The sequence below is a fragment of the Pseudomonadota bacterium genome (genome assembly GCA_022361155.1).
GTDB lineage: Bacteria > Myxococcota_A > Polyangia > Polyangiales > JAKSBK01 > JAKSBK01.
The window spans coordinates 21235-34695 of record JAKSBK010000325.1 but is presented as its reverse complement, the minus strand read 5'-3'; the positions used below and the strand labels follow the sequence as shown (position 1 = coordinate 34695).

At 66.5% G+C, this 13461-nt stretch carries 10 protein-coding genes; 4 read left to right on the top strand and 6 right to left on the bottom strand.

Features of this window, described 5'->3' with window-relative positions:
* From MJD61_12785 to MJD61_12765, 5 genes are all read right to left on the bottom strand, one after another.
* Positions 1-884 (bottom strand): SDR family oxidoreductase (locus tag MJD61_12785; protein ID MCG8556143.1); only part of this gene is annotated, 884 nt, incomplete at its 3' end.
* The gene (locus MJD61_12780; GenBank protein ID MCG8556142.1) at positions 881-2593 is read right to left on the bottom strand and encodes an SDR family oxidoreductase; all 1713 of its coding nucleotides are present in this window, start codon (positions 2591-2593) and stop codon (positions 881-883) included. The genes MJD61_12780 and MJD61_12785, both read right to left, overlap by 4 nt.
* A gap of 21 nt (positions 2594-2614) precedes the next feature.
* Positions 2615-3292: a haloacid dehalogenase-like hydrolase gene (locus MJD61_12775; protein MCG8556141.1), complete on the bottom strand. Its 678-nt coding sequence runs from the start codon at positions 3290-3292 to the stop codon at positions 2615-2617.
* A 96-nt stretch (positions 3293-3388) separates the two neighbouring features.
* The gene (locus tag MJD61_12770; GenBank protein ID MCG8556140.1) at positions 3389-6013 is read right to left on the bottom strand and encodes an ATP-binding protein; all 2625 of its coding nucleotides are present in this window, start codon (positions 6011-6013) and stop codon (positions 3389-3391) included.
* The gene (locus MJD61_12765; GenBank protein ID MCG8556139.1) at positions 6010-6444 is read right to left on the bottom strand and encodes a response regulator; all 435 of its coding nucleotides are present in this window, start codon (positions 6442-6444) and stop codon (positions 6010-6012) included. The genes MJD61_12770 and MJD61_12765 overlap by 4 nt, the downstream gene beginning before the upstream one ends.
* Before the next feature lie 150 nt (positions 6445-6594).
* On the opposite strand from MJD61_12765, the gene MJD61_12760 reads away from it, so the two are divergent.
* From MJD61_12760 to MJD61_12745, 4 genes are all read left to right on the top strand, one after another.
* A complete protein-coding gene (locus MJD61_12760; GenBank protein MCG8556138.1) occupies positions 6595-8292 on the top strand; it encodes a hypothetical protein in 1698 nt (565 codons plus the stop codon).
* A 64-nt stretch (positions 8293-8356) separates the two neighbouring features.
* Positions 8357-9526 carry a hypothetical protein gene (locus MJD61_12755; GenBank protein MCG8556137.1) on the top strand — a complete coding sequence of 390 codons (1170 nt, stop codon included), beginning with the start codon at positions 8357-8359 and terminating at the stop codon, positions 9524-9526.
* Complete coding sequence (locus MJD61_12750) at positions 9526-11979, top strand: ATP-binding protein (protein ID MCG8556136.1); 2454 nt, start codon at positions 9526-9528, stop codon at positions 11977-11979. Before MJD61_12755 ends, MJD61_12750 begins: the two co-directional genes overlap by 1 nt.
* A 225-nt stretch (positions 11980-12204) precedes the next feature.
* Positions 12205-12573: an RNA-binding protein gene (locus MJD61_12745; protein MCG8556135.1), complete on the top strand. Its 369-nt coding sequence runs from the start codon at positions 12205-12207 to the stop codon at positions 12571-12573.
* A gap of 2 nt (positions 12574-12575) precedes the next feature.
* On the opposite strand, the gene MJD61_12740 is transcribed toward MJD61_12745, so the two are convergent.
* Positions 12576-13244, bottom strand: coding sequence for a hypothetical protein (locus MJD61_12740; protein MCG8556134.1), 669 nt, complete (start codon positions 13242-13244; stop codon positions 12576-12578).
* Between the last annotated feature and the right edge of the window lie 217 nt (positions 13245-13461).

Here is a 13461-nt window from a genome sequence, read left to right as displayed (position 1 = left end):
GCTGGTTTCGTTAGCTTCGGCGCGAACAGCGGCCGATGATCGTAGCCTTGCCGGCGCAGCTCGGTCACTATCTGCTTGTAGCTCAGCGACGCGGGGCCGGAGGACAGGTGATACACTGGGTGCTTCGGCTCACCGCGCAGGTGAATCGTGGCGATGGCACGTCCCACGAAATCCGCTGGAACGATGTCGAGCCTCGCGTCAGGGTCGAACGGCAGCACGGGTGTACGAGCCAGCGCTGCGAAGGCAATCGCCATGTCAAACTGGGTCGTTTCGGCGAAACGGCTGTCACCCAGGACGATGCTGGGCCGGAAGATCGTCAAGGGGACATCGGGAAGCAGCTCGCACAGCATGTGCTCGCAGAACTTCTTGGTACGTGCGTACGGGTCGTAGTCGCTGCGGCTCCAGTCTATCGCGTCCTCTTCACGCACCAGCTCGTGTTCGCGCTTACCCGCGACCGCGGTGGTGGAAACCTCGCTCAGCCTGCGCAGCCCATGATGCTCGTGAGCCGCGCGGGCTAGCTTCGCCAAGCTGAGCGTGCCGCGCAGATTGACGTTGAAGCAGGCCTTGGCCGATTTCCGGTTCAGGGACGCGGCACAATGAACGATCGACTCGATCCGCCGGCCAAGATCCAACCTCAGGTCGGGATCCAGCCCGAGCTCAGGGGCTGTGAGATCGCCCGGGACGAGCTCGATGCGATGCTGCAGGTAGTGGAGGAAACGATCGAACTGCATGTGAAGCTGCAGCGCCTTCCAGAGCTTGTGGGCAGCCTGCCGGCGGCAAGAGGCTCGAACCAGCAGGAGCAGGTTTTGGTCGCTGTGCTCGAGCAAGTTCGTCACGACGTAGGAACCGATGAATCCCGTGGCTCCGGTGACGAAGACGGTCATTGTGCGGCCTCTCCAGAGGCGGCTACGGTTGGCGAGGCTACGGGCCGAAACTGCGCCGCAGCCTCGAGACGGACCGGAAACTGGGCTCGATCCGTCTCAGGCTGACGGCCTTCGAACAACGGAAAGGTCCAGCGTCGCAATCCCGGCATGTGGACGTCGAGCCAGTAGCTGCGCCACTCGATGTCCCTGGGATCGAAGTGAAACTCCGACTCCATGGGAGGGTGCGCATCCATGGCTCGGTTGACGAAGATCTGATAGTTATCATGAATGAAAGGCTGGTAGGTTTCGACCAGATCCTCAAGCTCGGACAGACGCTTGCGCAGTTTGACCGAGCCCTTTGAGAGCTGGTCCATGGCTCTCCGAATCCCTTTTGGCCAACCTCGTGGTGCATGCTGGATCAGCGATTCGACACCCGCGAGGACTTGCTGTTGCCGATTCAACGAGGCCACGTGAGCCTGGCGCACGGGCACGGCCTCCCACCTCGACAGCAGCAGGCGCTCCGCCGCCGTCCCACCATGACGCCTCAAATAGCGGCGATGACCCAGGCCGATGAGCTCGCAGACACGTCCTATCGTGAACAGGTTGCGATCCGTTGTCGCGCACTGGTACACGGGCGCGTGCCGGCCGAGGAGCAACGCCGCTCCCGCCACCAGCAGGTTGCGGCACACGCCGTCCACCGGAACCACGTCGAAAGGCACGTCTTCGCGCGCGGGAACAAAGCGAAACCATGTGCCCATGACGTAGACGAGCGGCGCACTCGCGTTGAAGCCTTGGTTCCAACCCGCAAAAGGAAAATCCAGGGCGCTCTCGATGATGGAGGGCCGAAACACCGACCAGCGCAGTCCTTTCAGTCCTTTGGCTCGGTCCACCAGGAGCGCCTCGGCTAGTGCCTTGGTATAGGTGTAGGTGTTGGTGAAACCCCAGTGCCGTGCTCGCTCGACGCCGGCCGCCACCATGGCCTGCTTGAGGTGCTCGCGGCGGCGGCGACGCAGCAGGCTGCTCATCAACGTGCGGTTGGTCGCATCCAGTCCGCGCTTGTGCGCCTGTTTGCGAACCTCTTGTTGAAGCCCCTCATGAGCTTCGCCCGGGTCATCCGAGCAGGCCAGCTCGCGAACGCTCTGCTGAACCCGTGCGAACTCTCGAATCGCATCGAGAGGCTTGCCGTTCGGAGCGGTATCCCAGGCCAGGTTCTCGGCAAGCCGACCCTGACGGCGGCCGGCTACATAGCAGGTCGACACGTGCATCAGCGCCGCCGTATCGCAGGTCGCGGCAAAGTCGGCGGCGTTCAGCGCTCCCTGTACGTTGCAGCTCAACGCCTTGCGCAAGTCGGGATTGAAGTCCACCAGGCCGGCACAGTGCACCAGCAGGTCCAGCTCGCGCCGCAAGCGCGTTGCAGCCTGAGGCTCGACGCCGAGGTTCGGCAGGGCCACATCTCCCTCCACGACTTCGACACGGCGGCGCAAGAAGTCGCTCAGCCGAGGTCCATGCGCCTCGTGCAGGCGCCGAAACACCGGCGACGTGTTGACCATCTTCTCGAAGCGCTGCAGCGCGCTCATCAGGTTCTTCGAGCGCAACAAGAGGTAGATGCGACCAAGCTCCGGCAGCTGCTCGAGCGCCATGGCCAGCCAGACCTTGCCGAGAAAGCCGGTTACGCCGGTCAGCAAGATAGTGCGACCGCGGTAGGTATCGCGCACGGCAATGGGCTGCATCCAGCGTCTCCTTAGGGCCCTTTACGCTCGATACTCGACGATAGGCCAGTCCGCGTCGCGCGCAGCCCGCCGCAGGGTCAGGTCCGGATTGACGGCACAGGGGTGCCCGACGCTCGCCAAAAGCAGCAGGTCCGGACCGTGGCCGCCATAGGCGACCGAATGCGACAGGTCCAGGTTGTGCTCGGCGGCGTAGCGACTCGCCCATGGCCCGCTGTCGTGACCGCCCACCACCGGCTCCAGCAAGCGCCCGGTGGCTCGGGCGTCGCGTATTTCGAGATGATTACACACGTAGTCGTCGATCCCTGTCAGGTGTCGTGCCAGAAGGTCGACAATCGGTGCCAGGTTCTCCGAGATGAGCACCACCCGATGGCCCTGGCGGCGACACATGCGCAACAGCTCGAGCCCCTGCTCGAGCAAGCGCTCCCTCAGCACGACGTCGAAGTATTCCTCTGCCAGCTCGGCGACTCGGTCCTGGCCCATGTGGCGCAGGGGCAGGTACGCCAAGCGATTAACGAGCGAGCGATCGTTTTGCCCCAGCAGGCCATACACGGGCGCTGTCAGCGCCACCTGCCCCAGGCGCAGCATGCGTTCGCCCAACCCCGGCCGATTCGCCGCCAAGTACGCACAGGTCGACAGCGTTCCGGCACGCACGATCGTGCCTTCGACGCGGAAGAAAGCTGCGGTGTTGGCTACAGCCATGCGGCCGGATCCCTGCACCAGGGGAAGCGGCCGGGATATTAGACTGACACGTCATTCTAATGCAACGACCGCCTCATGTGGGGAGCGTGTAGGGCACTAGTGTCCTGCGTGTCCCGCGCCGGGCGGGTCGGTGTGCTGCACGAGCGCCGCACGAGCTCGGGCCAACTCGTGCTCGACCTCAGGCACGAGCTCGGTCGCCTGGGCAACTTGGCCATCCTCGACCAGCTGCTCCAGCCGCGAACACAGATCGGCCAGCCGCCGCGCTCCGAGGTTGCGGCTGCTTCCCTTGAGGGCGTGAGCGATGTCGGCCACCCGCGGGCCGTCCGCATGCTGCGCCGCCGAGTTGAGCCGCACTACACGCGACTGTGCGTCGCGCAGGTAGCTTGTGACGAGCCGCGCAAGAAAGCCCGGCCGTTTCGCGTCCAGGCTGCGCAGGCTCTCCAGTACGCGAGGATCCAGGGTAGGGGCGGCGGCATCCCGTGAGGAAGGCCCCGCAGCAGCATCGATTCCGGCGGGCGGCGGTGCCACACGAACGAGCTTGACACGGCCCGACGCTGTTTCCGAGCTCCTGCAGGACACGGCCGCCGGCCCGCCCGCCTTGCCGCCGCGCGCCACAACTCGCTCGATGGCTGTGGCAAGCACACCTTGGTCGATGGGCTTGGTGAGGTACTCGTTCATGCCCGCCTCGTGCGCCTTGATGACATGCGAGTCGGTGGCATTGGCGCTCAGCCCGATGAGCGGCAGCGGTGGCAGCCCGCGATCGCGTTCCAGCGATCGCAGACGCCGCGCGAGGCTGTAGCCGTCCAACCCGGGCATCTCGCCATCGACCAGTGCCAGGTCGAACTCGTGCGGGGACTCGAGGACCTTCAAAGCCTGCAGCCCGTCGGCCACAACCTGGGTCTCACACCCCAGCTGCTCCAGCATGCCGACGGCGACCTCCTGATTGACGGGGTTGTCCTCTGCCACGAGCACGCGGATACCGGTGAGATCCGGGAGCTTGGCGCCGGATGCCAGCCTGCGCGCCTCAGGCTCCCCCTGCGCACTCGGGTCGAAGAGCTGAGCGCATGCCCAGCGAAGGCAGCCCTCGGTGACGGGCTTGCCCAGCTCCAGCGCCACGCCCTCTTGACGGTCCGGGCCGGTACGCTCCTCGCCCATGGGCCGAAGCAGCACGATGGGTGGCGGACGCGTCGCGTCCACCCCGGTCAGCCCGTCCCGTAACCTCGAAAGGCCCGGCCTTTCGCCTGACTCCTCCGCCAGAACCAAATCGAACCGCTCGGCTGCCCGCAACAGCGACAGCGCCTCGGCGCTGGTGGCGACTCGCTCGCTGCTCAAGCCAAGGCTTTCGAGCTGCGCCGCGAGCACCTCTCTCGCGCGCGGGTTTGCGTTGATGACGAGCGCCCGGCGGCCGCGCCACGCTTGAGGGGGCGGCGGTGACTCGTCCTTGACGGACAGCGAGAGGGGCAGCGTGAACCAGAAGGTGCTGCCCTGGCCCTCCACGCTCCCCGCGCCGATTCGGCCGCCCATCAGCTTCGTGAGCTGTTTGCTGATGGCAAGGCCCAAGCCCGTGCCTCCGTAGCGGCGCGTGATCGAAGTGTCGGCTTGGCCAAAGACCCGGAACAGCTGTTTGAGCTGCCGGGGGCTCATGCCGATGCCCGAATCGCTCACCGTGAAGCGAACGAGCGCCTTGCGCGGTGTCTGTTCAAGGCACTCGACACGCAGCTCGATCTGGCCGGCATCGGTGAACTTGATGGCGTTGCTCAGCAGGTTGCCCAGCACCTGCCGCAGCCGCAAGGAGTCGCCAACGACCATGCGGGGCACTTCAGGTGCAACCAAGGCCAGAAGCTCGAGCTGCTTGCCGTGTGCCTGGCCCCAAAAGATCCGCAGCATCTGATCGCACAGCTCGCGAAGGTGGAATTCACGGTTTTCGAGCTCGATCTTGCCGGCTTCGATCTTCGAGAGATCCAACACGTCGCTCAGCAGGGCCAGAAGGACCTCCCCGCCGTGTCGGACCGCCTCGACGTAGCGGCGCTGGCGGCGCGTCAGCTTTGTCTTGAGCAGCAGCTGCGACATCCCGGTTACCGCGTTGAGCGGTGTGCGCAGCTCGTGGCTCATCGTAGCCACGAACTCACTCTTGGCCTGACTGCGAGCCTCTGCCTCTTTGCGCGCAACCTGACTCAACTGCACTCGGTTCGTCTCGACCACGATCCAGAACGCGGCCAGCAGCCCCAGACCCGCGATCGCTAGACCGATGAACAGCGCCATCTCCCGGTCGTGCTGGCTCTCGCGCTCGATGGCCCGCGTGCTCAGGCCAATCATTAGAAACGCGTCCTCGCCGCTCCACAGCTCGATGCCGGTCTGCACATGCAGGTAGCCGTCGCGTAGCTCGGTCAGCGTCCCCTTGTGGTCGAGTAGCTGCACCCGGCGTGGTTTCGAGTCCATGCTTACGGAAGCGACTCGAGAACCATCTTGACGATACACGGCTACATACAGCACGTCGCGATCGAGCGTGATGCCGCGGAACACGTCGGATACGACCTTGAGGTCGTCCACCTCGATCGCCGGACGCAAGGTGTATGCGCCCAGTTTCGCGATGCCTTCAGCTTTCGCGTGCAGGGACTCAACCAGTTTATGGTGCTGGCGCGCCGGGAAGTACAGGTACTGACCTAGGCCGAGCGCGGCGAAGACGAGAGTCAACGGGAGCGCAGTCGTGATCCGGTTCACGCTTCACGGCGCGCGCGGCGCCCGCACCGGCATTGGTGTGTCAGGCGCCGAAAATCCTCCAGGAAGGCAGCGACATTGTCGGTCTTGGGAATGGCGCCAACCACTCCCGCTTCCTGACCGAGCCGGTAGAGCTCCACCTCGGAGACACTGGAGTGCAGAATCACACACTGTGGTGCACGGTGACGAGCGTTCACGAGCTTGGCGAGCTCGACTCCGTTCAGCCCCGGCATGCGCACGTCCAAGAGGATCACGTCGGGCCGGTGCCTGAGGACGAGCTGGGTCGTGCCAAAGGGCCGATTCCAGGTCAGCACCTTGTGCCCTTCGGTCTCCAGCACGGCGCGCACCAGCTCGAGCGTGGTCTGGTCGTCGTCGACCACCAGGACCGTGAGCGACACGGGGGCCAGCGAGAAGCTCTGGGTATCGGTAGGCATGACGGCGCCAGCAGGTGCTGCCAAGGAACAGGTACGTTGGCCGGCCGGCAGTCTTGAGCCCCGCCCCGCGTTACCCGAGCCTTCGCGGACGAGCCCCGCCGGTTCCGGGGGACCACAAGGATTCGATCAGCTGGTCGTTTGTGGGCGCTGATGCGGTCGGAAATCGCGCTCTTCGCCATCGGGCTCGGCGTCGCGCTGCTCTCGGGCGAGCGCGTGGCCATAGCGGACGAGATCCACGCCTTCGGTCCCACGGGAAGCGCCAAACAGCGCCGTACCCTGGTGGTGGTTGAAAAGGCCGACGGTACCTGTGCCAGCTGGGATGATCTCGCGTTGGCTGCGACCAGTCCCCACACCCGCGTGGAGCTCCACGAACGGGTGGGGCAATGTGCGCGCTGGGTGACCATTCGGACAGACCAGGCCCAGGGTAGCGTCGCCTTGTCCGCACATGGGGAGGGTGTCGCTGCCAAGGCGGCGGTTGCCCTCGGCTCGAACATCAGGCTGCAGGTTCGTGCTCACCGCCGCGGCAGCACGCTCCGCGTGAGCGTCGCGGGAGCCCACCGGGAAGAGGATGTGCGGGTGGTCGCCTTCTGGTCCGGCTCGCGCAGCAAGGAACTGCTCCGGGAGCCCAACGGCAGCTTCGCTGGCCGAGTACCGCGCCGCGAGCCGATCGGAGTCGTGGCCCGCTCGGGAACCCTCAGCGGCGCCGGCTTGGTCGGGGGCGTCAAGCACGGAAGCACCCCCACCGTCGTAGTGATGCCATCGAACTTCGCGATCCCTGCCGGTGGCGCAGCCCGCACTGCCGCGTTTCTCATGGTCGCGGACCGGCGCGGCCGGCCGTCAAGAAACGTCCCGCTACGGATTCAGAGCCAGCAAGGCGAGCTGCAAGGGCTGCAGTGGCTGGACGCGGGTCTGGCGGCGCTTGACCTGTCGGCGCCGGCAAGCGCCGAGTCCATTGATCTCCAGGTGCACGTTGGCGGCAGCCAGCGCCGTGTCCAGCTGCCCGTTACGGCAAGCTGGCCCGCGACGGCAAGCATCGAGGCGCCCGAGCAAGCCGTGCAAGGCAAGCCGTTCGCCGTGGCTTTCGCGGCAACCGACCTCGAGGGGACGGCGGTCGCTGACGACAAGCTGCGCGCTCGATGCGGGCGGGGCGCCGTGCCTGTGGCGGCCGGATCGCTCAGGTGCGAGAAGGCAGGACCCGGGAGCGTCGTGGTCTCCGCGCAGGTCGACGGGAGATGGGTGCCGCTTGCCTGGCGATCCATTTCGGTGCGTCCTGTGCCGCGCGCGGTGGCACGGGGGCGCCCACCGCCGGCCGCAGCAGCGCCGCCCCCACCCGCCCTGTCGCTGATCGCGGGCGCCCTACTCCACGGTGGACGCGATACGTGGTCCCGGACGCCTTGGGGAGCCGGCCTGCGGCTCGAGCTCGAACCAACGCGCGTCGCACCTGCCCTACGCTTTGATCTGACCGCCCGCTATACGCTGGCACCCTACCGAGCACAGGGAGCGCCCGATCTGTTCGGCGGCGGCGGCCTCCTCGATTCCACACGCTATTGCCTCGACGTGCTCTCGGGGGCGAGCGTCGGCTACCACCGCTTCGGCGCCGCCGAGCTGTTTCTCGGCGTTCAGGCCGGGGCCGCCTGGGTGCGAGATGCGGGGAGGCTCGAGGGGAACCCGACCGAGCTGAGCGGTTGGCGTGTGATCCTGCAAGCTGCGACGGGGACGAGAGTCGGGTTAGGCCCGGCAGAGCTGAGCGTCGCCTTGGGCGCGCGCCTCAGCACCATGGGTGAGGGCAGCTGGTCCGAGGCGCCTGCGCGGGTCTTTCTGGAGGTGGGCGGTGCGGCCAGGCTCTAGGCTGAAGGGGCAACCCAAGTTGAGGGAGCGTCCGGTCTTGGAGACTCTCCCTGGTGTGTCCTGTGTGCTGTTATTCCTGACGGCCGGCCACCTGTTGCTGGACGGCTGCGGCGGGGACAAGGAGAGCGCCCGCGTGCTTGCTCTGGCGAACACCAACACCGGACCCACCCTGGCGCAGGACCCGGCGCACGGCTCCGTGGCCGAGCTCACCAAGGTCGTTCGGGACGTGCGGGTACGCAGAGCCTCGGACATCGCCTGGACTCCGATGGCACGAGGCTCGCGGCTGTTTCCCGAGGATGCCGTGCAGACCATGGAGCACAGCGCAGCGGCGATCCACTTCGAGACCACCGGGGGTGTCGCGGAGCTCGGGCCCCTCGCCACCATGCGCATCCCAGCCCAGCCGCGCGAGCTCAGCCGTCTCAAGCACATTTCGGGTCGCTTGTCGGCGGTGCTGCAACCCGGCGAGCGCATGGGCAGGCTGGAGGTGGAGCTGCCGCCCGGAACCCTGGTGCTCGAGCGACGCAAGGGGAGCGGCGAAACGCGAGTCGAAGCGCAGCTGAACGTGACACCGCAGCGGACGTCCATCGCCATGATGAGCGGCCGCGCGACCCTGCGGTCGAAGAAGGCAGGAACGGTGAACATACGTCCGGAGCACTTCGTGGAGCTGACGAACGACGAGGGCGACGTGGTCGCCCAGGGACTTAGTGGACCACCCATTCGTCCCTTGTCGCCGGCCGACGAAGCGACCGTGAAGACACGAGGCAGATTGCGGTTTTCCTGGAAGCCCAACCCGGAGGTGGAGGGGTATCGTCTGGCGGCATTTCAGCGGCAGACCAAAGTCAAGCACGTCGACGTCAAGCGAGAAGCTTCCTCGGCGAGGCTCGAGCTTTCTTCGGGGCTCTACACCTGGACCGTGCGGGGACTTCGAGGCGGTGAGCCGCTCCCGAGTCACCCGCCCCGGAAGCTGCGCGTGGTGGTTGACCGGGTGCCCCCCCCGCTCGCGCTGCGATCTCCCGCAGCGGGGCAGGTCGTGAGCGGACGGAGCGTCCGGGTGGCGGGTCAGACCGAGATCGGCGCCCGGGTCGAGGTGGACGGCAGGCCGATCCGGGTCGGAGCCGACGGCAGCTTCTCGGTTGACCATCCGGTACAGATCGGTGTCAGCAACATCGTGGTGCGCGCGACCGACGAGGCCGGCAACGCCAGGGCCATACCGCGCCCAGTGCTCAGGAACTGATGGTGGCCAGCCTCCGACACGGGAAGCGGATCCGCCATTCGATCTTCGCGCGTGTAACAACCTCCATGATCGCTGCCGGCCTGGTCGCCCTCGCCGTCAGCACCGTTGCCGCGATCCGCGTCGTGGGTGACGACAAGGAAGCGGCGTTGGCCGACGCTGCGCTCAGGCGAGGCGAGTTCGCCCGCACCCGACTCGACCACCGTATCGATCTCACGCGGGCGCTGCTGCAGACGGTTGCCTTGGCGGCGCGGTCGGGCAGAGTGGATGAGGTCGCGACCCTCGACAGCGGAAACCTGCTGGCCGTACTGTGCAAGCGAGGCAGCACCGTGCTGCTGGAAGCTGCGGTGAGCCCGGATGACGCGCAGCTGTTGCGAGCTCACAAGACCGAAGGCGAACAACAGGTCGCGCTCATCGCCCCTTTCCTGCTTCACCTATCGGAGCGCTCGGGCGACATCGACGTGCGCGCACTTGTGGACGTGGCACCGGTTCTACGCGTACCCGCAGGCTGGGAGTTGAACATGCGCCAGCGCCACCCTGGGTCGGCGCCGGCTGCGAGGCGCCTGACCACGGCGCAGCGCACCGTGGACCCCGACGGCGCCGAGCGCGTGCGCATCTTCGTCCCGTCGGAAAACGGCATCGTTCTCGAGCTGCTCGCACCGCTCGAGCCCGCGCGGGCGTCGGTGCTCGCGGTCACTACCAGCATGGTATCGTGGTCCGCTCTGGCGGTGGTGCCGTTGGTGTTGCTCGCGTGGACGCTATCGAGGGCGCTGACCTCGCCGGTAAGCGCGCTCGCTCAAGCGGTCCGGCGCGCGCCCGCCACCGAGATCAAGCTTTCAAGCCTGCCGCCCGACGAGATCGGAGACCTCGGTCGAGCCATCGTGGCCATGTCGCAACGCGTACGCTACGACGCCAAGGCGCTCAGCGCGGCGATTCGTTTCGCTCGGCGGGTCGTGGGCAGCAAAGAGCCTCGCAGCGTGTTTTCCGCCGTGGAGCGCGGTCTTCGGGCCGCGTTCCCAACGGTCCGGTGGTCGGTGGTGCCGCTTGCGGCGATCGATGACGGGCGCGTGCACGAATACGCCGACGTGGAGCCCGAGGCGCTGCAGCGCTTTGTCGACGAGGCCGGCCAGCGCGTCGCGAGCGAGCGGCGCAACAGCGATCCAACGCTCACCCAGCCCCTACCCGTGCGCGCGACCGTCGTGAGCCACGAACGTACGGACATCTTCGTATCGCTCGATACGGCCAGCCAGCACTACGGCGTATTGGTCGGCCGGGGCCTGCCCGACGATGCCACCATTCGGCACTGCGAGCTCTACTGTCGCTTCGCGGTGGTCGTGCTGCAGAAGCTCGAGCTGTTCGATGCCACGCTGATCAACGAGAAGCTCGCCACACTGGGCCGTCTCTCGGCCGGGGTGGCCCACGAAATGAACAATCCGCTTACGTTCGTCCTCGCAAACTTGAGGTTGCTCGAGGCGGACCTCCAGGGCGACATGCGTGAAGCCGCCGCGGACGCGCGAGAAGGGGCGGAGCGGCTCGCCCGCATCGTCCGTGACCTGTCCTCGCTGTCGAAAGAGCCGAACCACCTCAGCGCTGAAGACGCCGACCTGGTCAAGATTGCACAGTCGGCCGCCAAGATCGCCAGAAGCAGGACTTCGGCGGTGACCATCAACGTGACCGGGGATGAGCACGTCCCGGTTCGATGCGACCGGATTCGGATCGGCCAGGTGCTGGTCAACCTGCTGACGAACGCTCAGGACGCTTGCGCGGGCACTCCGGAGTCAGGCGTGGTTGTGCGGGTCACACAACGACGAACTTCGGCCCGCGTCGAGGTCGAAGACTGTGGGCCCGGCGTGCCGGCCACCGTGCAGCGACGGATGTTCGAGGCCTTCTTCACCAGCAAGCCCGGAGCGGGAACTGGACTTGGCCTGTACCTCTCCCGCAACTTGGCGCTCGCACACGGCGGCAGCCTCGAGCTCAAGGGCACGGGACCCGAGGGCAGCACCTTCGTACTCGAGTTGCCGCGTCTGGAGCCCGGCGTGAGGCTCCCGGCATCGTCCCCCGCACCCCTGTTCCGCAGCGGACGCCCTAGCGTGCTGGTGCTGGACGATGAGGAGGGCGTTGTGCGCGCGCTCGAGCGCTGGCTCGGCCGCTATGCAGATGTCGTGGGAACCACTGACCCCGAGCACGCGCTGGATCTCGCAACAAGGCGGGATTTCTCCCTGGTGCTGTGCGATCTCCACATGCCGCGCATGACTGGAAAGGAGTTCGTGAAGGCACTCAGGACGCACGACAGGCACTTGGGCGACCGTGTGGTGATCATGACAGGGACTGACGTCGATCGGCCGAGGGGAATGCGTGTAGTCGACAAGCCCTTGAGCGCCGAGCTGATGTCCGAGCTGCTGGGCGTGGCCCGCATAAGCACGCCCCCTCCCGCCCGCTACGGCGGCACCGGATAGCTCATCGGGGCATCAGGTGGCGAGCCCGGCTGCGCGCAGTTTGTGCACATCCGAGCTTCCAGGTAGGCCGTCACACCCTACAGTCTCCAGCCGACGCTCGCAGCGGCGCCGACTTGTGCTATGTGTCGCAGCATCCACCCATCGGCGATGCAGCCAAGCGGCGATGCGGCCTGGCCTGTGTTACCCGCAACTGGATTGTACTACCTGGAAAAGGAAACGTAACGAATGTCAAAGAGAGTGTTTGTAGGCGGCCTTGCTTGGGCCACGGACGAGGCCGGTCTGCGTGCCGCATTTGAGCAGTTTGGGGAGCTCGAGGACTGCAAGCTGATGACGGACCGCGAAACCAACCGCTCACGCGGCTTTGGCTTCGTGACCTTTAGCGATTCGAGCGCTGCGGATGCGGCGATCGAAGAAATGAACGGGGCGGAATTGGACGGACGTTCCCTTACGGTCAACGAAGCTCGAGCACGTACCGGTGGCCGGGGCGGCTTTGGCGGTGGCCCCCCCCCCCGCAACAGCGGATTCGGCGGCGTTGGTGGCGGGCGTGACCGAGACCGCGGCAGAGGCGGCCGGCAGCGACGAGGCGGCCGCTAGGATCATTGGGCGTCCGGGACAACCGCGTCCCGGACGCCGGCGTCCGGCACAACCAGCGTCGCGTCGCCGGTTGCCGCATCCGGCGTTCCCGCTTCCTGCGAGGCGTCGAGCGCGGCGTCGCCCTGCGCGCCGTCCACGCCAGCGTCGCCAGGGTTGACCAGGGTACATGCGATGTCGTTCAAGCTCGCGAAGAACACGGCTGTGCGCCGCACGCAGCCGAGCATGTACGTCTTGCCACCGAGGCCCATGTCGAGCCCGCATCGGTTGTCGGGACGGCAGCAACCCTTGAAACTGTCGCTGAGGGGCATTCCCGTTCTTGGATCCACGACCTGGAGCGTCACGTCGGGGCAGTTGGGATCTAGGACACCCGGTTGGTTGAAGGGGTGGCACTTGTCCACTTCCACGCCGCACGTGTTTTCCACGGCGGTGCAGCAGGTTCGCGCGAACAATGCGAACTCCCCCGGTATCGCGGGGCAGCGCTCGAAGCCGCACATCACCGGCCCCGCCGGCGTGGATGGCAGCGCACCATCCGGCCTCGGGATGATCGCCCCCGACTCCAAACCCATGGCATCGGGCCCTGCACCGGCATCGTCGCCAGCGTCGATATCTGCAATGGGGTCATCGCCACAACTGCAGCCCGACAGGACGCCTGCGGCGAGCACCCAACCCACAAGAACCGCTGCATGACGCCTCCCAGGGCCACGACCCGCCCCGGTTTCGCCCGACCTCACGCATGCCCCCGACTTCACGTAGCGCGAGTGCGTGTTTGATTGCCCTGAGATTCGAGTCATCATCCCTAGCAAATAGACCGAATGCAGAGCGTGCTCAAGCCAGCCGCCCAGCAAGGGCTACTTCGGGCTGGTCCAGCGCCTTAGGATAGCCTAGGAC

Bases quoted from the DNA above. Each gene is read 5' to 3' on its own strand.
- MJD61_12775 (MCG8556141.1), bottom strand. From the start codon at position 3,292: ATGGCTGTAGCCAACACCGCAGCTTTCTTCCGCGTCGAAGGCACGATC.
- MJD61_12765 (MCG8556139.1), bottom strand. From the start codon at position 6,444: ATGCCTACCGATACCCAGAGCTTCTCGCTGGCCCCCGTGTCGCTCACG.
- MJD61_12760 (MCG8556138.1), top strand. From the start codon at position 6,595: ATGCGGTCGGAAATCGCGCTCTTCGCCATCGGGCTCGGCGTCGCGCTG.
- MJD61_12745 (MCG8556135.1), top strand. From the start codon at position 12,205: ATGTCAAAGAGAGTGTTTGTAGGCGGCCTTGCTTGGGCCACGGACGAG.
- MJD61_12780 (MCG8556142.1), bottom strand. From the start codon at position 2,593: ATGCAGCCCATTGCCGTGCGCGATACCTACCGCGGTCGCACTATCTTG.
- MJD61_12750 (MCG8556136.1), top strand. From the start codon at position 9,526: ATGGTGGCCAGCCTCCGACACGGGAAGCGGATCCGCCATTCGATCTTC.